This is a genomic window from Streptomyces sp. EDA2-14, assembly GCF_054963755.1.
Genome location: NZ_JBUEGE010000002.1, coordinates 35,461 through 58,118, shown reverse-complemented (window position 1 = coordinate 58,118; position 22,658 = coordinate 35,461). Strand labels below are relative to the sequence as shown.

General features: G+C 71.0%; 23 protein-coding genes. 7 read left to right on the top strand and 16 right to left on the bottom strand.

Annotated features, from left to right (window positions below; all coding sequences use genetic code 11):
* Nucleotides 1-40: 40 nt before the first annotated feature.
* Together ACY34M_RS06510 and ACY34M_RS06505 are read right to left on the bottom strand one after the other, a co-directional pair.
* Nucleotides 41-1,333 carry a GNAT family N-acetyltransferase gene (locus ACY34M_RS06510; protein WP_462716543.1) on the bottom strand — a complete coding sequence of 431 codons (1,293 nt, stop codon included), beginning with the start codon at nt 1,331-1,333 and terminating at the stop codon, nt 41-43.
* Between the two features lie 168 nt (nt 1,334-1,501).
* Complete coding sequence (locus tag ACY34M_RS06505) at nt 1,502-2,047, bottom strand: RsiG family protein (protein WP_462716628.1); 546 nt, start codon at nt 2,045-2,047, stop codon at nt 1,502-1,504.
* A gap of 262 nt (nt 2,048-2,309) precedes the next feature.
* On the opposite strand from ACY34M_RS06505, the gene dtd reads away from it, so the two are divergent.
* Nucleotides 2,310-2,735 (top strand): D-aminoacyl-tRNA deacylase, encoded by a 426-nt coding sequence (gene dtd / locus ACY34M_RS06500; RefSeq protein ID WP_462716544.1) that lies wholly within the window; start codon nt 2,310-2,312, stop codon nt 2,733-2,735.
* Between the two features lie 23 nt (nt 2,736-2,758).
* On the opposite strand, the gene ygfZ is transcribed toward dtd, so the two are convergent.
* The 11 genes from ygfZ to ACY34M_RS06445 form a co-directional block, all read right to left on the bottom strand.
* On the bottom strand, nt 2,759-3,739 hold the full coding sequence (gene ygfZ / locus ACY34M_RS06495) for a CAF17-like 4Fe-4S cluster assembly/insertion protein YgfZ (protein WP_462716545.1): 981 nt from the start codon (nt 3,737-3,739) through the stop codon (nt 2,759-2,761).
* A gap of 34 nt (nt 3,740-3,773) precedes the next feature.
* Nucleotides 3,774-4,211 (bottom strand): Fur family transcriptional regulator, encoded by a 438-nt coding sequence (locus tag ACY34M_RS06490; protein ID WP_462716546.1) that lies wholly within the window; start codon nt 4,209-4,211, stop codon nt 3,774-3,776.
* Nucleotides 4,212-4,250: 39 nt separating this feature from the next.
* Nucleotides 4,251-4,823 carry a heme-binding beta-barrel domain-containing protein gene (locus ACY34M_RS06485; protein ID WP_462716547.1) on the bottom strand — a complete coding sequence of 191 codons (573 nt, stop codon included), beginning with the start codon at nt 4,821-4,823 and terminating at the stop codon, nt 4,251-4,253.
* Nucleotides 4,824-5,056: 233 nt separating this feature from the next.
* Nucleotides 5,057-5,365 (bottom strand): DUF3099 domain-containing protein, encoded by a 309-nt coding sequence (locus tag ACY34M_RS06480; RefSeq protein WP_462716548.1) that lies wholly within the window; start codon nt 5,363-5,365, stop codon nt 5,057-5,059.
* Nucleotides 5,366-5,440: 75 nt separating this feature from the next.
* Nucleotides 5,441-5,728 carry a DUF1416 domain-containing protein gene (locus tag ACY34M_RS06475; protein ID WP_306321487.1) on the bottom strand — a complete coding sequence of 96 codons (288 nt, stop codon included), beginning with the start codon at nt 5,726-5,728 and terminating at the stop codon, nt 5,441-5,443.
* A gap of 32 nt (nt 5,729-5,760) precedes the next feature.
* The gene (locus ACY34M_RS06470) at nt 5,761-6,606 is read right to left on the bottom strand and encodes a sulfurtransferase (protein ID WP_425831240.1); all 846 of its coding nucleotides are present in this window, start codon (nt 6,604-6,606) and stop codon (nt 5,761-5,763) included.
* 118 nt (nt 6,607-6,724) lie between these two features.
* Complete coding sequence (locus ACY34M_RS06465; protein WP_350962106.1) at nt 6,725-6,805, bottom strand: putative leader peptide; 81 nt, start codon at nt 6,803-6,805, stop codon at nt 6,725-6,727.
* A 202-nt stretch (nt 6,806-7,007) separates the two neighbouring features.
* Nucleotides 7,008-7,745 (bottom strand): LmeA family phospholipid-binding protein, encoded by a 738-nt coding sequence (locus tag ACY34M_RS06460; RefSeq protein WP_462716549.1) that lies wholly within the window; start codon nt 7,743-7,745, stop codon nt 7,008-7,010.
* Nucleotides 7,746-7,852: 107 nt separating this feature from the next.
* Nucleotides 7,853-9,031 carry a hypothetical protein gene (locus ACY34M_RS06455; protein WP_462716550.1) on the bottom strand — a complete coding sequence of 393 codons (1,179 nt, stop codon included), beginning with the start codon at nt 9,029-9,031 and terminating at the stop codon, nt 7,853-7,855.
* 7 nt (nt 9,032-9,038) lie between these two features.
* Nucleotides 9,039-9,293 (bottom strand): MoaD/ThiS family protein, encoded by a 255-nt coding sequence (locus ACY34M_RS06450; protein ID WP_462716551.1) that lies wholly within the window; start codon nt 9,291-9,293, stop codon nt 9,039-9,041.
* A gap of 37 nt (nt 9,294-9,330) precedes the next feature.
* Nucleotides 9,331-10,158 (bottom strand): alpha/beta hydrolase, encoded by an 828-nt coding sequence (locus tag ACY34M_RS06445; protein ID WP_462716552.1) that lies wholly within the window; start codon nt 10,156-10,158, stop codon nt 9,331-9,333.
* Nucleotides 10,159-10,408: 250 nt separating this feature from the next.
* On the opposite strand from ACY34M_RS06445, the gene ACY34M_RS06440 reads away from it, so the two are divergent.
* The 5 genes from ACY34M_RS06440 to ACY34M_RS06420 all read left to right on the top strand — a co-directional run bounded on the left by ACY34M_RS06440 (nt 10,409) and on the right by ACY34M_RS06420 (nt 15,714).
* Entirely contained in the window at nt 10,409-11,236 is an 828-nt protein-coding gene (locus ACY34M_RS06440; protein ID WP_462716553.1) for a response regulator transcription factor, read from the top strand.
* A 53-nt stretch (nt 11,237-11,289) separates the two neighbouring features.
* Nucleotides 11,290-12,312 (top strand): LacI family DNA-binding transcriptional regulator, encoded by a 1,023-nt coding sequence (locus tag ACY34M_RS06435; protein WP_462716554.1) that lies wholly within the window; start codon nt 11,290-11,292, stop codon nt 12,310-12,312.
* A gap of 144 nt (nt 12,313-12,456) precedes the next feature.
* Nucleotides 12,457-13,473 (top strand): S1C family serine protease, encoded by a 1,017-nt coding sequence (locus tag ACY34M_RS06430; protein WP_462716555.1) that lies wholly within the window; start codon nt 12,457-12,459, stop codon nt 13,471-13,473.
* 85 nt (nt 13,474-13,558) lie between these two features.
* The gene (locus tag ACY34M_RS06425; protein WP_462716556.1) at nt 13,559-14,296 is read left to right on the top strand and encodes a response regulator transcription factor; all 738 of its coding nucleotides are present in this window, start codon (nt 13,559-13,561) and stop codon (nt 14,294-14,296) included.
* A gap of 17 nt (nt 14,297-14,313) precedes the next feature.
* Nucleotides 14,314-15,714, top strand: a complete 1,401-nt coding sequence (locus ACY34M_RS06420) for a sensor histidine kinase (RefSeq protein ID WP_462716629.1) — start codon at nt 14,314-14,316, stop codon at nt 15,712-15,714.
* A gap of 6 nt (nt 15,715-15,720) precedes the next feature.
* Here the strand turns inward: ACY34M_RS06420 and ACY34M_RS06415 are convergent, their stop codons facing one another.
* The 3 genes from ACY34M_RS06415 to ACY34M_RS06405 form a co-directional block, all read right to left on the bottom strand.
* Complete coding sequence (locus ACY34M_RS06415; RefSeq protein ID WP_462716557.1) at nt 15,721-16,917, bottom strand: LmeA family phospholipid-binding protein; 1,197 nt, start codon at nt 16,915-16,917, stop codon at nt 15,721-15,723.
* Between the two features lie 107 nt (nt 16,918-17,024).
* Nucleotides 17,025-19,505: an LPXTG cell wall anchor domain-containing protein gene (locus ACY34M_RS06410; protein ID WP_462716558.1), complete on the bottom strand. Its 2,481-nt coding sequence runs from the start codon at nt 19,503-19,505 to the stop codon at nt 17,025-17,027.
* A 108-nt stretch (nt 19,506-19,613) separates the two neighbouring features.
* Complete coding sequence (locus ACY34M_RS06405) at nt 19,614-21,428, bottom strand: bifunctional metallophosphatase/5'-nucleotidase (protein WP_462716559.1); 1,815 nt, start codon at nt 21,426-21,428, stop codon at nt 19,614-19,616.
* A 203-nt stretch (nt 21,429-21,631) separates the two neighbouring features.
* Here ACY34M_RS06405 and mshD point away from each other — a divergent pair, with 203 nt between their 5' ends.
* Nucleotides 21,632-22,567 (top strand): mycothiol synthase, encoded by a 936-nt coding sequence (gene mshD, locus ACY34M_RS06400; RefSeq protein WP_462716560.1) that lies wholly within the window; start codon nt 21,632-21,634, stop codon nt 22,565-22,567.
* Nucleotides 22,568-22,658: the final 91 nt, after the last annotated feature.

The following is a 22,658-nucleotide window of genomic DNA, read 5'->3' as shown; positions in this document are numbered from 1 at the left end:
CTTCCGGAGGGGAGCCGGGAGCCCGGTCGGTCAGAAAACGTCAGAACACGTCGGGGCACCAGGGCCGCCGCGACGTCCGCAGCAGGGCGCCGAAGCCGGCGGCGGCGCCCGCCTCGTGCTCCACGAGCCGCCCCAGGGCGGCGAGCCGCACCGCCGACTCGTCACCCAGCCACAGCGCCCCCAACTCGCGCACGTCAAGCGTGAGTTGCGGGGAGGCGGCGCCCGGCGTGCAGGCCGCCCCGCCGGGCGTCGCCGTCAACGTGAACCGCCCGCCCGCGAGCCCCGCGGGGTCGACCACCTCGAAGGCGACCTCGCCGCTCGTCTCGTAACCGCGCGCCTCCATGGCCCGTACGACGTCCAGGATCCGCACCCACATCGAATCGGCCTGCCGCAGGACGCGGGCCGCGCGGGAGTCCGGGAAGAGGTCGGGCAGCAGGTCGTCGGGGGCGCGGGAGCCGCTCTCCACGGTGGTGACCCAGTCGACCGAGCAGACGAAGTGCCACAGGGCGCGCTCGGCGGCCGGCGTGAGGCCGAGCAGGTCCTGCACCTTCGCCGTGCACGTCGGCTGCACGTTGTCGTTGAACCGGTTCTCCGTGCGGTAGGCGACGTAGCCCTCCACCTCGCCGCGCGCATTGCGGTACACCGCGTAGAACGGTTCGGCCCACGGATCCTCGGGGGTGGCCCACAGGCCGGTCTCCTCCTGCCACCAGTGGTCGCCGCGCGAGACGATCCCGGCGACCCGCTCGCGCAGCCGCCCGTGCAGCTCAGGGCCCACCTTGCGGATCTCCTCGGCGTCGGCCAGGTCCACCCGGCCGCCGTCGCCCGGACCCGACCAGCGCGCGTCGAGACCGGCCCGCGCCACGTCGATCTCCCACGTCGTGGCGGTGGTCGCGACGCCGAAACCGAACCGGCCGTAGATCGGGTACTCGGCCGCGATCAGCGTCGCCGCGACGTCGCCGCGCTCCTTCGCCTCGGCGAGGTCGGTGGCCATCATGCGGCCGAGCAGCCCGCGGCGGCGGTGCGTGGGGCTGACGGTGACGTTGGTGACCGCGTCCGTGGGGACGGTGGCGCCGCCCGGCACGGTGATCTCCTGCGCGAACGAGCGGAACGTGGCGACCTGCCGGGTCCCGCCGCCGCCGGCCGGGGCGAAGGCGGCGCGGGTGCGGGCGAGGTCGTAGTGGGCGCGGCGCTTGGCGACCGTCTGCGGTGAGGGGGTCGGGGGGCGCAGGAAACCGGTGTTGAGGGTGCGGGTCCAGTCGGCGACCTCGTCCTCGGTCACGGCCCGTACGGATATCGCTTCGCGGTCATCGGTGTGGGCGGGGCGGCTACTCATGCGTCCACGCTATGCGGGGGCGGATGTCCGTGTCGCCCGGGTTCTTCCCATGCCGCGGGGCTCCGCCCCGGACCCCGCGCCTCAATCGCCGGCGGGGCTCGATGTACCGCGGCCACCCGCCCACTGACCCCCGCTCCTCAATCGCCGGAGGGGCTTGAGTCGCCCCCCTTACGTGCCGCCCAGGAGGTCGTCCACCTGGGCCTCGCCGGCGCGGTAGCGGCGGGCGATCTCCGCGCTGCAGTCGTCCGCCGTGCGCTGCAACTGGTGGCGGCGGCGCGAGACCTGCTGCTCGTAGCGGACCAGGCGGCCCATCGCCGTGTGCAGCTCGTCGTCCGTGCGGGCCGCCAGGTCGGAGAGCTCGACCTCGGACAGCATCTCCTGGGCCAGGCGCCGGGACTCCTCGCTGTGCGGGGTGCCGAGCGTGACGTGCCGGGCGGAGGAGCGCTGGCTCGCCGGCTGGTCCCGCAGGATCTCCGAGAGCCGGTCCACGACCGGTGCCTCGGGGTCCTTGCGCCGGTCCAGCTCGGCCCGCAGGATGTCGATCCGGCCCTGGAGCAGGCGGCGTACGTAGCTCAGGTCCGCCTCGTTCTGCTGGGCCTCGCGGCGCAGCGTGCGCAGCTCCGGCAGGCGCAGCGTCGTCAGGTCCTGAGCGGGCACGGCGGGCAGCTCCGGGCTTTCGGTGCGCTGGGCGGGCGGGCGGGCCAGCGGCGCCATCCGTTCCGTGTGCGTCAGCGATACGGGCTGCCCGGGCAGCCCCGTACTCGTTGTGTGGCTCATGGCATGGGTATCCATGGTCTGCTTACCGTCCCCTCGACCGGACCGCGCCGCACGCCACCGACGCACCGCGTGTCAGCATGGTGCCACTCCCAGTGGCCGCTTAGGGCCCGAGTGCCCCAGATCCGCCCCGGATGGGGGGTTGGCGAACATGCTCAAACCCCTTACGGGGCACGAAATCGGCGCACGGCATGATGGTCATATGCGAGCAGTGGTGCAGAGGGTGGACGGCGCGAGCGTCGTCGTGGAGGACGAGGTCGTCGGCGAGATCAAGGGCGAGGGCCTGTGCGTCCTCGTCGGCGTCACGCACGAGGACACCGAGGAGAAGGCGGCCCAACTGGCCCGCAAGCTCTGGTCGGTGCGGATGCTGGCGGACGAGAAGTCGTGCAGCGACATCGACGCGCCACTCCTCGTGATCAGCCAGTTCACGCTCTACGGGGACGCCCGCAAGGGCCGCCGCCCCACCTGGAACGCCGCCGCGCCAGGACCGGTCGCCGAGCCGCTGGTCGACGAGGTCGTGGCGCAGCTGCGGGCGCTCGGCGCGACCGTGGCGACGGGCCGGTTCGGGGCGCAGATGCGGGTGTCCCTGACGAACGACGGCCCGTTCACGGTGCTGCTGGAGATGTAGCCCCGTACGGAAGACGGGAGTTGCTACGGCTCCACGACGACTTCCTGCGCCGCCGCCGTGGTCTCCGCCAGGAGCTCCGCGTCGGTCGGCACGTTCCGCTTGATGACGGCGAGCGCGATCGGGCCCAGCTCGTGGTGGCGTACGGACGTCGTCACGAAGCCGATCTTCCGGCCCTCCGGGCCGTCGGCCGCGAGCCGCACCTCGGCGCCGTGCGGCGGCAGGTGCACCTCGCTGCCGTCCAGGTGCAGGAAGACCAGCCGCCGCGGCGGCTTGCCCAGGTTGTGCACGCGGGCGACGGTCTCCTGCCCCCGGTAGCAGCCCTTCTGCAGGTGCACGGCCGAGCCGATCCAGCCCAGCTCGTGCGGGATCGTGCGGTGGTCCGTCTCGAAGCCGAAGCGCGGCCGGTGCTGCTCGACACGGAGCGCCTCGTAGGCGAGCAGGCCGACCGCAGGGCCGTTCTCACTCGCGTACGACTCCAGGTCGGCGCGCGGCAGGAAGAGATCGCGGCCGTGCGGCGTCTCGCGCACGACAACGCCGTCCGGCACCGGGGCGATCGATCCGGCCGGCAGGTGCACGACGGCGAACTCGTCGGTCCGGTCGGCGACTTCGACGCGGTAGAAGAACTTCATGGACTCCAGGTACGCGAGGAGGGACTCCTGCGTGCCCGGCTCGACGTGCGCCCAGGTCGTCGTGCCGTCGTCGACGAGGTACAGGGCGTGCTCGATGTGTCCGTTGGCGGAAAGGATCAGTGCTTCGGTGGCCTGCTCCGGCGGCAGCTGCTCGACGTGCTGCGTGAGCAGCAGGTGCAGCCAGCTCAGCCGGTCGTCGCCGGTGACGGTGAGCACTCCGCGGTGCGAGAGGTCGACGACGCCCGCGCCGTCGGCGAGGGAGCGCTGCTCGCGGAACAGGTCGCCGTAGTGCGCGGCGACACCTTCGTCCACGCCCTCACCGGGGACGGCGCCGGGCAGGGTCAGCAGAGGGCTGCTCGTTGAATGTCGCTGCATGTTCACACACACTACGACGAGTGGGCGGACGCGCTTATTCCTGCGTCTCCCGCCTGTCCCGCGCGCAGTTCTCGCACCGGCCGAAGATGGCGAAGTGCTTGAGGTCCGTGTCGAAGCCGAACTCCTCGCGCAGCTTCGCGGTGAACTCCGCCGCCACGTCCACGTCCGCCTCGATCACGTTCGTACAGTCGCGGCACACCATGTGGATGTGGTGGTGCCGGTCGGCGAGGTGGTACGTGGGCGCGCCGTGCCCGAGATGGGCGTGCGAGACGAGACCGAGCTCCTCCAGGAGCTCCAGGGTCCGGTACACGGTCGAAATGTTGACCCCCGACGCCGTCTTGCGCACTTCGCACAAGATGTCGTCGGGGGTCGCGTGCTCGAGGGTGTCCACGGCTTCCAGGACCAGCTGACGCTGCGGCGTCAGCCGGTAGCCGCGCTGCCTCAGATCGCTCTTCCAGTCGGTGCTCACCACACCAACGAGTCTAGAACCACTTGGAGAAAGCGGTTCGACCTACTTGAAGAACGCGATGCCGTCGTCCGGCATGTCCGGCAGGTTGCGGGCCATCTCGGCGACCTCTTCGGGCGAGACGACCTTCTTGAGCTGGGCCGACATGTAGGGGCGCAGCGGGACCTCGGGGGTCTGCTTCTCGCCGACCCACATGAGGTCGCTCTTCACGTAGCCGTAGAGGCGCTTGCCGCCGCTGTACGGGCCGGAGGCCGCGGTGCGGGCCACCGCGTCCGTCGCGATGTCGATCTGCGGCTTCTGGTCGGCGAGCTCGCCGTACCAGACCTCGACGACGCCGTCGTCACGGACCATGACGACCTCGACCTTGCGGTCGTCGTCGATCCGCCAGAAGCCGGACTCCGACTCCAGGGCGCGGACCTTCTCGCCCTTCTCGTCGAGCACCCAGGTGTGCGACTGGTACTCGAGGAAGTCCCGCCCATCGTGGGTGAAGGAGACCTCCTGGCCGAAGTTGCACTTCTCGGAGCCGGGGAAGTCGTGGACGCCCGCGCCCTCCCAGGTGCCCAGCAGGAAGGCAAGGGGGACGAGCTTGGGGTTCAGGTCGGACGGGATCTGGATCATGAGCGGTTCAGACGTCTCTCAGTGGGGGGTCAGCGCTGGCCCTGGTACAGCTTCTTCACGGTCAGACCGGCGAAGGCGACGACGCCGACGCAGACCAGGACGAGAAGGGTGGAGAAGAAGGCCTCAAGCACGGGGTGCTCCTCGGTGAGCGGAACGTATGCGGACAACAGAGCCGGGCCCCACTGTAGTCGTCCGGGCACCAGCTCTCTCGGCGAGGTCGGTCACAGCGGGTGTCACCGGCGACGCCTCTTGCCGTCCAGTTCGTCCCACCACTCGTCGGACTTCGGGTCGCCGGACGGATCGTCCCACCAGCGGTCCTCGGGACCGCGCCGGTTGGCGACGATGGCGGCGAAGGGCGGGATCACCATGGCGACGACGCACATGGCGACGGCGGCCGGCACGGACCAGAGCCGCACGACGCCCCAGGCCAGGACGAACAGGCCGATGCAGACGCCCATCATGGCGAAGTAGACGTGCTTCCGCCGTGCGTACATGTCTTCAGCGTAAGCCCGTGGGGGCGGCCGGGGCCCGGCCACGCGCATGCCGAAGGACCGCACCCCTTACCCGTGGCGTCCAACCCAGGGGGGTGCGGCCCTTCAGCCGCCGTGTGCGACCGCTCAGACGGCGATCGCGACCTCCGCGAGCCCGCCGGTCTGGGCGACGACCGTACGGTCGGCCTGGCCGCCGGGGACCAGGGCGCGCAGGGTCCACGTGCCCTCGGCCGCGTAGAAGCGGAACTGGCCCGTGGCCGAGGTGGGGACCTCGGCGGTGAACTCGCCGGTCGAGTCGAGGAGCCGGACGTAGCCGGTCACGGGCTCGCCGTCGCGGGTCACCTGGCCCTGGATGGTGGTCTCACCGGGCTTGATCGTCGAGGCGTCGGGGCCGCCGGCCTTCGCTCCGCACATGTCGCTCTCCTAGGAAGTAAAGGTCGCTGGGGTTACTTGTTGGCGCCGAGCTCGATCGGCACGCCGACGAGGGAGCCGTACTCGGTCCACGAGCCGTCGTAGTTCTTGACGTTCTCCTGGCCGAGCAGCTCGTGCAGGACGAACCAGGTGAGCGCGGAGCGCTCACCGATGCGGCAGTAGGCGATGGAGTCCTTCGCCAGGTCGACCTGCTCGTCGGCGTAGAGCGCCTTGAGCTCGTCGTCCGACTTGAACGTGCCGTCGTCGTTGGCGTTCTTCGACCACGGGATGTTGCGCGCGGACGGGACGTGGCCCGGACGCTGCGACTGCTCCTGCGGCAGGTGGGCCGGGGCGAGCAGCTTGCCGGAGAACTCGTCGGGCGAGCGCACGTCGACGAGGTTCTGGTTGCCGATCGCGTTCACGACGTCGTCGCGGAAGGCGCGGATCGACGTGTCCTGCGGCTTGGCCTTGTACTGCGTGGCCGGGCGGTTCGGGACCTGCGAGCCGTCGACCAGGTCGCGGGAGTCGAGCTCCCACTTCTTGCGGCCGCCGTCGAGGAGCTTCACGTCCTGGTGGCCGTAGAGCTTGAAGTACCAGTACGCGTAGGAGGCGAACCAGTTGTTGTTGCCGCCGTAGAGGACGACGGTCGTGTCGTTGCCGATGCCCTTCTTCGACAGCAGCTCCTCGAAGCCGGCCTGGTCGATGAAGTCACGGCGGACCGGGTCCTGAAGGTCCTTGGTCCAGTCGATGCGGATCGCGTTCTTGATGTGGTTCTTGTCGTACGCGGACGTGTCTTCGTCCACCTCGACGATCGCCACGTTGTCGTTGTCGAGGTTGGCCTCGACCCAGTCGGCGTCTACCAGGACGTCGCTGCGGCTCATGCTGTGTTCCTCCGGGGCAGTTGCGGCGGGCATGCGAAATGGGTGTGCCTGGGTGCACGGAGACCCCGAGTCGAGTGCCTCAAGGGGTCGGGGGGAAGCGGGAGGTGAGCCGTCCCGCTCAGACGGCGCGACAGAGCATGGCGGCGACGCGGCACAGGTCTACTGCCCGCCGCTTCGTGAGATCCGCCTGTCGCTTCATGAGTCCGATCGTAAGGACGCAAGCACGGCCGTGTCACCGGCGTGTCGGATGATGAGACACGATCGTCCGGAATGTGAGAACGATCGCGGCTCCATGGGCCGGGCGCCCGCTTCCCGCGCCGCCGGGGCTCCTCCCGTTTCTACTCTGCGGACGCCGTTGTCTCGCAGTTCGGACCAGCGGTCTCCGCGGCCCGTATCCGCACCTACCCGACCAGGTCGAGGTCCGAACCCCGCACAGTGATCTCCATGCCCTGATCGACGGCCTGCACCCGGTCGAGCTTGATGCCTGCGGGGAGGTCGTCGAGCGCCTGCCGGAAGTCGACGACGTCCCGGATCCGGCTGTCCGCCAGCTTGAGCGCGGCGATCTCCGGCAGGCTGTCGGCGTGCGCGGAGACCTGGCCGCCGCTGATGTCGACGGTGCTGCGCACCGTGGGCCGCACCGTGCCGAGCGGCGTCTTGACGGCGACCGTGACCTTGACCTTGTGGTCACCGCCGTACGCGAGACCGTCGATCCACGCGGTGACGCCGGGGGCGACCTGCGCCTTGCCCTGCTTCTTCACGGCCTTGAGGAGGTCGGCGTAGTCGATGCGGGCGGTGCCGGTGGCCGAGTCGGCGGTGGCGGAGCTATAGCTGCTGTCGAACTTCACGCCGTGCATCCGGGCCTTGAGGTCGGCGATCCGGATGCCCGCGCCGTCACCCTTGTCGCTCTTCGCCTCGAAGTCCTGGATGCCGATCTCGACGTCGTCCAGGGTGCCGTCCGCGACCTGGGTCAGGAACGGGAAGCCGTTGATCGACACGTCGGGGGTCTGCCCGAGCCCCTCGCTCGTGCGGATCTTGTCGGCGGCCTTGCCCTCGGCGAAGTGGGCGGCGAGCCGGTCGGCCGCCACGAAGAGCCCCCCGATGACGACGACACATATCAACAGTATTCGCAGTGCGCGCATGGCCCGGAGCGTACGCGACCTATCAAGCCCCGCCGGCGATTGAGGCGCGGGGTCCGGGGCAGAGCCCCGAGACCGCAACGCCGGCTGACCGCAAGAACTCAACCGGCCTAGCCGAGAACGCGGCCCAGTACCCACACGGCCGGCGCCGCCGCGGCCAACGGAAGCGCAACACCCGCGGTCATGTGCACAAACCGCGACGGATAGTCGTACGACGCAACCCGGTGCCCGATCAGCGCACACGCCCCCGCCCCGAGCCCGAGGAACGCCCCACCCGAACCCAGGTCGGTCGCCCCGCCCGCGGCGATCCCCGCCCCGGCCGCCGCGAGCAGCGCCACGACCACGGACGCGATCGTCGGCAGCGGCAGCGCACGGGCCACGATCGCCACGGCCACGGCCACCCCGCCGACGGTCACCGCGTCGGCCGGGGCCGCCAGGTGTCCGGCAGCCACGATCGCGAGCGCCGCGGAGGCGACGGTCGCCATCAGGCCGTACATCCGCTCGTCCGGATCGGCGTGCGAACGCAGCTGGAGGACCAGGGTGAGCAGCACCCAGACACCGAGCGTGCCGAGGATCGCGGCCGGGCCGTTGTCCCGGCCCGCCACGAGGAGCGCGACATCGGCGACGACACCGCCCGCGAAGGCGAGCGCGATGCCCTGGCGCGCGGGCCACATCCCGTTGAGCCGGAACCAGCCCGCGGCCGTGACCGCCTGAAGCACCAGCAGCGGCACGAGCAGGGCGTACGAGCCGACGGCGGCGCCGCCCGCGAGCAGCAGGGCGAGCAGCGCGGTGAGACCGGCCGGCTGCATCCCCGGCTCGATGACCGGCGAGCGGCCCTCTGCGCGGGCGCGCTGGGCGTCGGTGACGCGGGTGTTGCCGGTGGTGGTGGGAGCGCTGTAGGCGGGCGCGCCGGGCTCCTCGGCCGCCTGCGGGGCGGGAGCCGCAGGGGCTGTCGCGGGGCCCTGCGGCGGGGCCTGGTACGACCACTGCTGCGGCGCCTGCTGCTGAGAGTGCTGCGGCTGCTGGTGCTGGGGCTGAGGCTGGGGCTGGGGCTGAGGCTGGTGATGCTGGGGCGCCCCGTAGTCATAGCCCTGCTGCGGCACCGGCGGGGGCTGCACCTGGGTGTCCCACGTGCTGCTCTGCCACTGCTGCGTCGGCTCGGCCTGGTACTGCTGCTGGTACTGCTGCTGAGGCGGGGGCTGCTGCTGGGCGTACGGGTCGTACTGCCCGTCGTGGCCCGACCCGTACTGCGGGTCGTACTGATGCGGGTACTGCTGGTTGTTGCTCATCGGGGTGTCATCCTCCTGCGAACGGCGGGAGCACCTCGACCGTGCCGCCCTCGGCCAGCCGTACCGTCTCATGGCTGCGGGTCCCGACGGGGTCACCGTCGATCAGGAACGAGGAACGCTGGAGTACCCGGACGAGATCACCGGGGTGCCGCGTCCGCACCGCCTCCAGCGCCACCGCCAGGTTCTCGGCGTCGTACGGCTCCTCGGCGACGCCCGCGGCGGCCTTGGCCGCGGCCCAGTAGCGGATCGTGCCCTGCGCCATCCCGGCTCCTCTCTCGGTCCCGCTGCTCTACGGCGTCCTATTGTGCGCCAAGCGTCGCGGCGGCCCACGCCCCGATCCGCTCGATCAGCTCGTCGCTCGCCGCGTTCTCGGCGTGGCCCATCCCCGGTTCGAGCCACAGCTCCGCGCCGCCCTCGGCCGCCGCGGCGAGCAGCATCCGGGGATGGTCCACGGGAAAGTACGGGTCGCGGTCGCCGTGCACCACGAGCAGCGGGGTCGGTGCGAGCAGCGGGACCGACTCGACCGGGGAGAGCGGGACGGGGTCCCAGTCGTAGGGGTGGATCCGGGTGCGCAGCCCGAAGCGGCTGACGAGGCGGCCCGCGGGCCGGGTCACCGCCCAGTGCACCCGACGCATCGGGGCGGTGCCGCGGTAGAACCAGCGGGCGGGAGCGCTCACCGCGACGACCCCGTCAACGCGCGCTTCCGTGCGCCCCCTGTGCAGCGCGGCCTGTCGCAGCACCACGGATCCGCCCATGGAGAAGCCGACCGTCACCACGCGCGCGTGGCCGAGCGAGCGCGCCCATTCGACCGCCGCCGCGAGATCGAGCACTTCCTTGTCGCCGACCGTGGAGCGCCCGCCGGAGCGTCCGTGGCCCCGGAACGAGAACGTGACCACGGCCGCACGCTGGGCGAACACCGCCGCCGCGCGGCGCACGTGGGGCCGCTCCAGATCGCCGGTGAAGCCGTGCGCGAGCACGATCGCGGGGGTGTCGGGGCCGCCGGGACCGGGCTCGTACTCGGCCTCGATGGCGACTCCGTCGCGTGTTCGGAGCATCACGCGCCGTCTCCGTTCCGTGATCGGCCACACAGAAGATCCACGCTCGTCACCTGCCGGACCCCAACTCATGTGGGCTATTCTGCTGGGAAGAGGACTCGGGCAATGCAGCCCCCGGGTCCTTTTGTGCTTTCTGGGGCTTTGTATACGACCCCCGGAAACACCGGCATAACCGCAGGTCAGGTGCCTCAGGGCGCGAGGCCTCGACCACAGTACGAAGCAGTGCCGCAAACGTCCTCGCAGGGACCGAGGAGGAACCAGACGTTATGGGCGAGCGAACCGTGCACGAACGTATGACGACCCCCGGGGCAGGTGGGGACCGATGAGCTCTCTGCTGCTCCTCACCAATGCCCTCCAGCCGTCGACGGAGGTGCTTCCCGCTCTCGGCCTGCTCCTGCACAACGTGCGAGTGGCTCCCGCGGAGGGCCCCGCACTCGTCGACACCCCCGGCGCCGATGTCATCCTCATCGACGGGCGCCGCGATCTTCCCCAGGTCCGCAGCCTCTGTCAGCTGCTCCGCTCCACCGGACCCGGCTGTCCGCTGGTGCTCGTCGTGACGGAGGGCGGCCTCGCCGCCGTCACCGCGGACTGGGGCATCGACGACGTACTCCTCGACACGGCGGGCCCCGCCGAGGTCGAGGCACGTCTCCGGCTCGCCATGGGCCGCCAGCAGATCGTCACCGACGACTCCCCCATGGAGATCCGCAACGGCGATCTGTCCGTGGACGAGGCGACGTACAGCGCGAAGCTCAAGGGCCGGGTCCTCGACCTGACCTTCAAGGAGTTCGAGCTCCTCAAGTACCTGGCGCAGCACCCCGGTCGCGTGTTCACGCGCGCCCAGCTGCTCCAGGAGGTCTGGGGCTACGACTACTTCGGCGGCACCCGGACCGTGGACGTGCACGTGCGAAGGCTGCGCGCCAAGCTCGGCCCCGAGCACGAGTCGCTGATCGGCACCGTGCGCAACGTCGGCTACCGCTTCGTCACTCCGGAGAAGCCGGAGAAGAAGGCGGAGAAGAACGCCGAGAAGCGGGCGGAGCAGCGGGCCGAGGAGCGCGCCGCCGCCGCGAAGAAGGCGGATAAGGCAGAAAACACGGACAAGGTCCCGTCCCCCGTGGACGGAGTGGGCCGCCCGGCCCCTGTGCGCCGCTAGCAGTGCGGCTCACGCCCTGCCCAGAGGGTGGTCCATCCGCGTAGACTCCGCGCGTGGCCAAGGTGACTCGGGACGATGTGGCGCGACTGGCGGGTACCTCGACCGCCGTCGTGTCCTACGTGATCAACAACGGACCCCGGCCGGTCGCCCCGGCCACGCGCGAGCGGGTGCTCGCCGCGATCAAGGAGCTGGGGTACCGGCCCGACCGGGTCGCCCAGGCCATGGCCTCGCGGCGGACCGACCTCATAGGCATGATCGTGCCGGACGCGCGCCAGCCGTTCTTCGCGGAGATGACGCACGCCGTCGAACAGGCGGCGTCGGAGCGCGGGAAAATGGTCCTGGTCGGCAATTCGGACTACGTGCCCGACCGTGAGGTCCACTACGTCCGCGCGTTCCTCGGCATGCGGGTCTCGGGCCTGATCCTCGTCAGCCACGGTTTCAACGACCTGGCGGCCAACGAGATCGAGGCCTGGGACGCCCGTGTCGTCCTGCTGCACGAGCGGCCCGAGGCGATCGACGACGTCGCGGTCGTCACCGACGACATCGGCGGCGCCCAGCTCGCCACCCGGCACCTCCTGGAGCACGGGCACGAGTACGTCGCCTGTGTGGGCGGCACCGCGGACACCCCGTCCGTCGGCGACCCGGTCTCCGACCACGTCGAGGGCTGGCGTCGCGCCATGAAGGAGGCCGGCCGGGAGACCGAGGGCCGGCTCTTCGAGGCGCCGTACAACCGCTACGACGCGTACAAGGTGGCGCTCGACCTGCTGGCCGGGCCCGACCGGCCGCCGGCGATCTTCTGCTCCACGGACGACCAGGCCATCGGCGTGCTGCGGGCCGCGCGCGAGCTGCGCATCGACGTGCCGGGCGAGCTGGCCGTGGCCGGGTTCGACGACGTGAAGGAGGCGGGGCTCACCGATCCGCCGCTGACCACCGTCGCCGCGGACCGCCCCGCGATGGCGCGGGCCGCCGTGGACCTCGTACTCGACGACTCGCTGCGGGTGGCCGGGTCGCGGCGCGAGCGGCTGAAGCTGTTCCCCTCGCGGCTGGTCGTCCGGCAGTCCTGCGGCTGCGCGTAAGCAGTCCTGCGGCTGCACGCAAGCGCGCTGCGCTCAGCCGGATTATTGGTCGGGACCGACCTTTATTTCGGGCAAACAGGGTTCTGTTGGCACTCTCAGGGCGCACTCAGCCGGCTCTCATGTACGCGCCACAAGCTGAGTGTCATGACCGAGAGCTACCGCCGAAGCGGCGACGACCCCCAGCCCTATCCCCCGCAGCCTCCGTACCTGCCGGGCGTAGTGCTCTCCGAGCAGACGCACGAGCAGCCCCAGCACGGCAGCCCGAAGAAGAAGCGGCTGCGCGGCCCGACCGGGCTGATCGCGGCCGTGGCGATCGCGGCGGCGGCCGTCGGCGGCGGCACCGCGTACGGCATCCAGCAGCTGACCGGCTCGGGCGACAGCGTCTCCGCGAGCTCGACCAGCACGAACGTCGTGGCGAGCAGCAAGAAGGGCACGGTGTCCGGCGTCGCGGAGGCGGTCAGCCCGTCGATAGTCGAGATCAACGCGGAGCTCGGCTCCGGCTCCTCGACCGGCTCCGGCGTCATCATCACGAGCGACGGCGAGATCGTCACCAACAACCACGTCGTGTCCGGCGCCACCTCCGTCAAGGTCTCGACGAGCGACGGCAAGACGTACACCGCGGACGTCGTCGGCACCGACGCGAAGAAGGACCTCGCGCTCATCAAGCTGAAGAACGCCTCCGGTCTCAAGGCCGCCACGCTCGGCGACTCCGAGGGCGTCAAGGTCGGCGACGACGTCGTCGCGATCGGCTCCCCCGAGGGCCTGACCGGCACCGTGACCAGCGGCATCGTCTCCGCGCTCCAGCGCGATGTCACCGTCTCCACCGACGAGGGCCAGCAGCAGCAACAGCAGCAGGGCGGCGGCAGCAGCCAGTGGCCGTTCGAGTTCGGCGGCCAGGAGTTCAACGGCGACACCGGCTCGTCCAAGACGACGTACAAGGCGATCCAGACCGACGCCTCCCTCAACCCCGGCAACTCCGGTGGCGCCCTCATCGACATGAACGGCAACATCATCGGCATCAACTCGGCGATGTACTCGTCCGGCTCGGACTCCTCCAGCTCCTCGTCCAGCGCCGGCAGCGTGGGCCTCGGCTTCGCCATCCCGATCAACACGGTCAAGGCCGACCTCGACACCCTGCGCGCGGGCGGCTCCGACAGCTGACGGCGGGCGCAGGTCCGCCGTGCGAGGCTGATGGCTGATGTCCAGCGACCGTCCCCCCGTACCCACCGACAGGAAGCCACAGCCCATGAGCCCCGCCGAAGGCGACCGCGAACCGCACCGGATCCTCATCGTCGACGACGAGCCCGCCGTGCTGGAGGCGCTCCAGCGCTCCCTCGCCTTCGAGGGCTACGCCACCGAGGTCGCGGTCGACGGCGCCGACGCGCTGGAGAAGGTCGCCTCGTACCACCCCGACCTGGTCGTGCTCGACATCCAGATGCCGCGCATGGACGGTCTCACCGCGGCCCGCCGGATGCGCGCCACCGGCTCCACCACGCCGATCCTCATGCTCACCGCCCGCGACACGGTCGGCGACCGGGTCACAGGACTCGACGCGGGCGCCGACGACTACCTGGTCAAGCCGTTCGAGCTCGACGAACTGTTCGCGCGCGTCCGGGCCCTGCTGCGGCGCAGCTCGTACGCCACGGCCGGCGGGGACACCGCCGAGGACTCGGACGCCCTCTCCTTCGCCGACCTGCGCATGGACCTCGCGACCCGCGAGGTCACGCGCGGCGGGCGGACGGTCGAGCTGACCCGCACCGAGTACACGCTCCTGGAGATGTTCCTGGCCCACCCGCGCCAGGTCCTCACCCGCGAGCAGATCCTCAAGGCGGTCTGGGGCTTCGACTTCGAACCGTCCTCGAACTCCCTCGACGTCTACGTGATGTACCTGCGCCGCAAGACCGAGGCGGGCGGCGAGCCCCGCCTCGTGCACACCGTGCGGGGCGTGGGGTACGTCCTGCGATCCGACGGAGCGTCCGAGTGAACAAGCTCGTCCGCAGAATGCGGTCGCTGCCGCTGCGCTCGCGCATCGCGCTCCTGGTGGCGGCGGCGGTCGCCGCGGCGGTCGCCGCGGTGGCGGTGACCTGCTGGTTCATCACGCAGAAGCAGCTGTACGCGCAGTTGGACAACGACCTCGTGCAGCAGGCGCACTCCGTGAAGCTCGACCAGATGAACTACGTCCTGTCGGGCTGTCAGTCCGGCAACTCCGCGGCCCAGCACCCCTTCCCCGGCCCCACGATCCAGATCATCAAGTCCGACGGCAGCGTCTGCACCTCGCAGGGCGACCCCAAGATTCCCGTCGAGTCCTCGGACCTGGCCGTCGCGGAGGGCACCTCCGACCACGCTCTGCACACCACGGAGGACGCCAAGGGCCGGTCGATGCGGGTCCTCACGGTCCGGATCGAGCAGGACGGCACCCCGATCCCCGGCGTCGCCACCTCCGTCGCCACGCCCCTCGCCGAGATCACCCAGCCGCTGACCACCCTGGCCTGGCTGCTCCTCCTCGTCGGCGGCGTCGGTGTCCTCGGCTCCACGGCCGCCGGCCTGTGGATCGCCCGCACCGGGCTGCGCCCCGTCGACCAGCTCACCGAGACCGTCGAGCACGTGGCCAGGACCGAGGACCTCAGCGTCCGCATCCCGGTCGAGGGCGACGACGAGATCGCGCGCCTTTCGGAGTCCTTCAACTCGATGACGGCCTCCCTCGCGTCGTCCCGGGAGCTCCAGCAGCAGCTCATCGCCGACGCGGGCCACGAGCTGCGGACACCGCTGACCTCGATGCGCACCAACATCGAGCTGCTCAACCGGATCGAGGAGACCGGCCGCACCATCCCCGCGGAGGACCGCAAGGCGCTGATGGCGTCGGTGAAGGCGCAGATGACGGAGCTGGCCGCGCTCATCGGCGACCTTCAGGAACTGTCGCGTACGGGTCTGGCCGCCACGGAGGGCCCGCTGAAGGTCGTCCCGCTGCACGACACGGTGCGCAGCGCCATCGAGCGCGCCCGGCTGCGCGGCCCGGAGCTGACCTTCGACGCGGAGCTGGCCCCCTGGTACGTACGGTCGGAGCCGGCCGCGCTGGAGCGGGCGGTGGTGAACCTGCTGGACAACGCCGTGAAGTTCAGCCCGGAGAAGGGGCGGATCGAGGTCCGGCTGATGCGCGGCACGCTCACCGTGCGCGACCACGGCCCCGGCATCCCGGACGATGAACTGCCGCACGTCTTCGACCGGTTCTGGCGCTCGCCGACCGCGCGCGCCCTGCCGGGCTCGGGGCTCGGCCTGTCGATCGTGGCGCGCACGGTCGAGGCCAGCGGCGGCACCGTCGGGCTCTCGGCCGCAGACGGCGGTGGCACGGTCGCCACGCTGACGCTGCCCGGCGCGCCGACGCCGCCGCCGGAGATCCCGTAACCCCCGTCAGCCGCCCACCGAGAGACCGCCGCCCGACAGGTCGACCCGGATGCCCTCCTTCTCCACGGTCACATCGCGCAGTCGCACGTAGCCCCGGTCGTCCGGCACCTGCGGCAGCCGGAAGGCGAGGGAGAGGCGGTCGGCGAGTTCGGGCCGGGTGAGGCGGGTGAGGCCGTCGAGCAGCGCCGGGTCGAGGCCGATCTTCTTCAGGACCGCGGGGTGCGCGAGCGCGATGTCGATCAGGTTCGTGCTCATCAGCTGCTTCACGAAGCGCGGCGTCCCGGTCAGCTCGCGCAGCTTCGCGTCGCTGTTCAGCGCCTGCTGCACCGCGCTGTCCGGCACGCCGAGCCGCTTCACCACCGCCGGGACGGCCAGCAACTGGCGCGCCTTGTCGGCCTCCTTGGTGAGCCGGTCCACGGACTCGCGCGTCAGGTGCAGGCCCTCGGTGGCGCGGGTGCCGGGCCGGTAGGTGGCGAGGTTGCCGATGTCGAGGCGCATGTTGTCGATGTCGGTGGAGATCCCGGACGCGCCGAGCCGCTGGATGTCGGCGTCCGCCTGCACCTTCACCTCGTGCCCGGCGACGGGCAGGGTGCCGCGCGCGAGCACCTTGTTCTTTCCGTGCCCGGTGAAGGTGACCTGGGACGCGCCCAGTTCACGGTTCAGGTCGGCGAAGCTGACCAGCACCTGCCCGTTCATCGTGTCGGCGTAGGCGCCGCTGATGTCGGTGAGGCCCGAGCCCTTGATGCGTACGTTGTGCGCGGTCGCGGAGACCTTGGCGAGGGTGACGCGGTCCGCGGCGACGTCGGGCACGGTCACCTTCAGCTCGCCGATGCGGCGGTCGGCGAGCTGGGTGAGGAACGGGAAACCGCCGATCTCCACCTCGGGGGCCGCCGCCAGCTTCAGCTGCTTCTTGATCTGCTCCGCGGCCTTGTTCTCCGCGTAGAGCACCGCCCACCGGTCGGCGAGGGCCAGGAAGGCGCAGAGGACGACGACCGCGACGAGGCCCTTGAGGAACACCGAGAGTCCGGCGAAGCGGCCGCGGCGGCGCCGGCTGCGGCGCCCGTGGTCGGGCGGTTCCCACGAGTGGTCCTCGTCGGGCCCGTAAGGCTCCCGGTAGGGAAACTCGTCCAGCGGGTCGTCGGCCAGAGCGGCCAACTCGTCGTACGGATTACGGGCGTTGGATATGCGGTGGGGGGTACGCATCGACCGATTCCATCACACACCCCCACCATTTACACAAACATCCTTCACATACAGCGAGGTGGCCCACGCTTCAACCGTAGGCCACCTCAACGCCAGTCGTGTTTCAGTTACTTGTCGCCTACATCACGACGCAGCCGCCGGGTCACCAGCACCGTCCCCGCCGCCACCAGCAGCGCGGCGGCGAGTCCCGCCCACAGCGGGCCCGTGTCACCGGTGTCGGCCAGCTCCCCACCGCCGCCCTGCGGGGGCGTCGGCGTGGGGGTGGGCTCCGGTGTCGCCGTCGGTGTGGGCGTGGGTGCAGGTGAAGGCGTCGTGCCCGCCCGGTCGGTATTGGTGACGGTGCAGGTCACCGACGAGCCCGCCGCGACCCGCACCTTCGCGTCGGTCACCGGCAGCGCGCCCTGCGCGTTCTCGCAGGCCCAGTCACCGGCGTCGTACCCGTCGGGGCCCGCCGACTCGGAGAGCGCGTACTCGCCCGCGTCGACGTCGGCGTCCGTCACCTCGTCGGCGCCTGTGACACCCGACACATCGCTCGGTCCGTCCGCCGCGAGGGTCCAGTCACCGGGGGCGGCGGTGCCGCCGTGCTCGTTCACCACCTTCTTGACCAGGGTCAGCCGGGCCTTGCAGGTGACCTCGTTCTCCACGGTGAACGAGTTGTGCTCCCGCGTGAGCTCCCCTTCGTAGGGCAGCGCCTTGTCGACCGCGTCCCCGTTGACGTCGACGACATGGCGGTCGTCGAGCGTGCAGGAGTCCGGCAGCCCGGGGGTCTCGTCGAGGGTCGTGGTGTCGCCGACCGTGTAGCCCTCGCGCGGGGTGTCCCAGGCCTGGGGGCTCGCGCCCGCGCCGGACGGGCCGGTCAGGCTCGGTGTCGCGTCGAAACCGTCGGGTCTGTCGGCGTGGTCGTACTCCTTGCCGTCGATCTTCCACTGCTTGTGGACGGTCACGTCCGCGGCCTGGTCGGGCCGGTTGTAGACGACGCAGCTGACGGCGGCGAGGCTCGGCACGTTCACCTTGAACGCGGGCGCCGCCGCCGTCCCGGCGTTCACGACGTCCACCTTCTCGCCGTCGTCGAGGTTGGTGCACACCGCGTTCTGCCCGTCCTGGGTGACGAGCGTGTGCCCCGGCTGCTGCGTCTCCGCGACGTCGATGTCCGCGTCGGTCGTGCCCGAGGGATACGTCGGGTGGAAGACGACGCCGCCGGTTCTGTCGTCCTCGGTGACCTGCGTGTCCGGCAGGTTCCCCATGCCCGGAGTCGTGGAGGACGCGCTGAACTGCCAGCCGGGACCGGCCGGTTCGGCGCCGGTCACGTCCTCCCCCGTGTTGCCGGACGGCACGATCTGCTTGATCACCGACAGGGTGCCGTCGCAGTGCGTCAGCGCCAGGTTGTGCAGCGCCTCACCGGCCGCCGCGAAGTCGTCGGTCTGGTAGTAGTCGGCGGTCGTCGGGTTGGAGCCGGTGAACGCCTCCTGACCCGAGATCGCCCGCAGATTGAGCCCGGAGACCCCTTCGACCCCCTTGCCGACACCGACCGCGACGACGCGCGAACCCTTCGCCTTGACCGCGTTGGCGGCGAAGATGCCGCCCTCGACGTCGGCGAAGTGGGTGTGCGAGCCGTCGCCCTTGTAGGGCTTGCTGAAGCGGGTCGGGTTGCCGTCGGTGAGCACGACGACCATGTCGTACTTGGACTCGGCCTGCGCGACCGCGTTGAGCCCCTGGTCCCAGTTGGTCCCCGAGCCCAGCGTCCAGTCCTTGTAGAGATTCTTGAAGGAGTCCGCCCCGGCCTGCGTGGAGACCGGCACGAGGTCGGGGTGGTTGGTGGTGCCGGTGCTCGGCGAGTTCTTGTCGAAGGAGAACAGCGACATCCGCGAGGGCGTCCCCGCGAGCGTGTCCGTCAGCTTGTCGGTGGCGGACTTGAGCTGCGGCAGCGCGCTGCCCACCGACGCGGACAGGTCGAGCACCACGCCGACGTCGAGGCCGCAGGACTCGGGCATCTCCGGGTTCGTACGGGACTGCTGCCAGACGCCGCCGGAGGCGACGTACGGGCTCGACGCATAGTCCGTGCTCGCCATGAAGTCGCTGGTCGAGGAGTACGTCCGGCCGTCCGCAAGGGCGGGCGTCTCGAACTGGTAGGTGGACTCGACCGAGTTGGAGCCGCTGCCGTTGCCGGTGCGCAGCGTCGGGTTCGTGTACCAGCCGGCCGGCACCCCGTCCTCGACCTGCCGTACCCAGAACCGCTTGCCCTCGTTGGCGCCGCCGCCCGCCACGTCCGGCACGACGAAGTTGCAGTCGCCGTCGCCGTCGGAGGTGCACTGCGCCCAGGCGCCGGAGACCGGCGTCGTCGCGTCCTCGCTGTCGTAGAGGGCGAGCCGGACGCCGGCGAGCGGGGCCACGGAGGCGTCGCCGTCGCGGTCGCCGCCGGTCTTCACGGTGATGACGGCCTCGCCCGCGGCCGGGCCCGGCACATAGGCGCGGACCCGGCCCGGGGTGTCGGCGAGACCGGTGCCGGGGCCCGCCGCGACCGCGCCGAGCGCGAGCGCGATCGCGACGCAGACCCCCTTGAGCCGAGCCGCTGGAAGACGTTGACGCATCATCAGGCTCCCGGAAAGAACGAGCACACGGATGCCCGAATTTATCCGATTAACCCTTTATGGCCCGTCTCATCTCCGCGTCCGGCGTGGCGAACGCGGGACGGCCCGTCACTTCACGACCGTGATCCGGTCCGCCTTCGGCGGCTCGATCGGGTCGGCGGCCGAGGAGTTGGCGGTCAGGTAGTCGTTGAACGCCTTCAGGTCGTCGCTGCCGACCAGCGGGTTCTTGCCCGCCCCGAGCGCCGCGAAGCCGTCGCCGCCGCCCGCGAGGAAGGAGTTCATCGCGACGCGGTAGGTGGCGGCCGGGTCGACGGCCGCCCCGTTCAGCCTGATCGAGTCGGTGACGACCCGGTCGGCCCCGGACTTGGTCATGTCCAGCGTGTACGTGAGCCCCGCCGAGGGCTGAAGGATCTTCGGCGAGGCCGCGTTCGCCCCGCTGACCTGCTGCTTGAGCGCGGTGACGAGCTGCTCGCCGGTCAGGTCGGCCAGATTCACGGTGTTGCTGAACGGCTGCACGGCGAACGCCTCCCCGTACGTCACCACCCCGTCCCCCTCGCTGCCGCTCGCCTTGAACACCAGGTCGGAGCGGACCCCGCCCGGATTCATCAGGGCCACGCTCGCCTTCGGGTCGAGGGACTTGGCGTGCGCGAGCTGCGCATCCGCGATCACGTCGCCGAGCGGGGACTCGGGCGTGGTGGCGCCCCGGCCCGGCAGGTCCGCCGAGATGTAGCCGACGGGCTGGTTCGCGATCGGCGCGGCCAGCTTGTTCCACCGGCCGATCAGCGCCGTCATGTCGGCGGCCTTCTCCTGCGTCCGCGTGACGACGTGGTTCGCGGAGGTGGGCGACTTCACCGAGGTCCGGACGACGTCCTTGGTGGCGCGGTCGTACGTCAGGGTCGTGTCGGTGTAGAGCTTCCCGTACGAGGACGCGGACGTGACCATGCGCGGTTTGCCGGCGGGGTCCGGGATCGTGCACGCGTACGCGTTGTGGGTGTGCCCGGTGACCAGGGCGTCGACCTTCGGCGTGATGCCCTTGGCGATGTCGACGATCGGCCCGGAGACGCCGCCGCCCGCGCCCGGGGAGTCGCAGTCGTAGTTGTACGAGGCCGAGGCCGGGGCGCCGCCCTCGTGGATCAGCGCGACGATCGACTTCACGCCCTGCTTGTCGAGGATCTTCGCGTACTTGTCGACGGTCTCGATCTCGTCGTGGAACTTCAGCCCCTTGACCCCGTCGGCCGACACGATGTCCGGGGTGCCTTCTAGGGTGACGCCGATGAAGCCGACCTTCACACCCTTGTGCTTCCACACCCAGTAGGGCGCGAGTACCGGCTTGCCGGTCTTCTCGTCGGTGACGTTCGCGGCGAGGTAGGGGTAGTCGGCGCCTTCGAAGGTGCGGCCCTTCTCGTAACAGCCGTCCTTCGGATGGCAGCCGCCCTTCTGGAGCCGCGCCAACTCCGCCGAGCCCTCGTCGAATTCGTGGTTGCCGACCGAGGTCACGTCCAGGTCCAGCTTGTTCATGGCCTCGACGGTCGGCTCGTCGTGGAACAGGCCGGACAGCAGCGGACTCGCGCCGACCACGTCGCCCGCGGCGGCCGTGATGCTGTACGGGTGCCCCTTGCGCGCCGTGCGCAGCGAGGACGCGAGGTACTCCACGCCGCCCGCGTCGATCTTCTTGGTGCTGCCGTCGGCCTGGTCCTCGGTGACCTGCCCGGAGGACCCGGCGGGTGGCTCCAGGTTCCCGTGGAAGTCGTTGAAGGACAGCAGCTGTACGTCCTGGTAGCGGCCGCCGCCCGCTTCCTTCTGCGGCGCCGCGCCGGCGGGCAGCGCGGCCATCAGGGCGCCCGCGGTGGCGAGGGTCGCGGCGGCGGCGAACGCCGTCCGCAGGCGACGCCCCGGTCTCTTGGTCCTGCTCGATACGTGCATGTGGCCCCCTGGGGATGCAGTGCGAAGCAAATGCGGGGGCAGCTTATGGTCAACGCGCGTAGCTGGTAAGCGAAATCGGGCGAGTAGAATCAAGCCTCGCCGGCGATTGAGGCGCGGGGTCCGGGGCGGAGCCCCGAGACGTCAACCCCGGTACCGCGCAACAGCCACCCGCCCCGGCGGAGCCCGGTCGTACCCTCGTATCCATGACCACGGACCCCGCCCCCGCCAGCGATCCCGCCCTCCAGAGCCGCCGGATCGACACCCTGACCACCCTCTCCGCCGAGCAGTCCGCCGAGGTGCTCGCCCTGCTGGACGAGGCCGCCCGCGAGGACGGCCAGCAGGCCGTGTCCGAGCAGGGCCGCCTGCAACTGCGCGGCGGGGAACGGGAGGGCGTACGCCATCTGCTGCTCAGCACCGGCGACGGGCTGGTCGGCTACGCGCAGCTGGAGGGCGCCGACCCCGTGGAGGCCCCGGCCGCCGAACTGGTCGTGCACCCGGCGCACCGCGGGCACGGGCACGGGCGGGCGCTCGGCACCGCGCTGCTCGCCGCCTCCGGGAAGCGGCTGCGGGTGTGGGCGCACGGCGGGCACAGTGCGGCGCGGCACCTGGCGCAGGTGCTCGGCCTGACCCTGTTCCGTGAACTGCGGCAGATGCGCAGGCCGTTGGAGAACCTGGAGCTCGCGGAGCCGGCGCTGCCCGAGGGCGTCCGCATCCGTACGTTCGTGCCCGGCCAGGACGACGCGGCGTGGCTCGCGGTGAACGCCGCGGCCTTCGCCCACCACCCCGAGCAGGGCTCCCTCACCCAGCGCGACCTGGACGACCGCAAGGCCGAGCCGTGGTTCGACCCGGCGGGCTTCTTCCTGGCCTTCCGCGGCGACGAGCTGGTCGGCTTCCACTGGACGAAGGTGCACGCGCAGGAGCGGCTCGGCGAGGTCTACGTCGTCGGGGTGGCGCCCGCGGGCCAGGGCGGCGGCCTCGGCAAGGCGCTCACGGCGACGGGCCTGCGCCACCTCGCGGCGGCCGGTCTGCCGACCGCGATGCTCTACGTCGACGCCGACAACAAGGCGGCGGTGAGCGTGTACGAGCGGCTCGGTTTCACTACGTACGAGACGGACCTGATGTACCGAACAGAGTCCTGACCTGGGGTTTTCTCAAGAGTACGGAGACGAGGGGGCGGCGTCGCTTGACGCCGCCCCCTCTCTTGCATCACCCTTTCACTACTTGATTAGT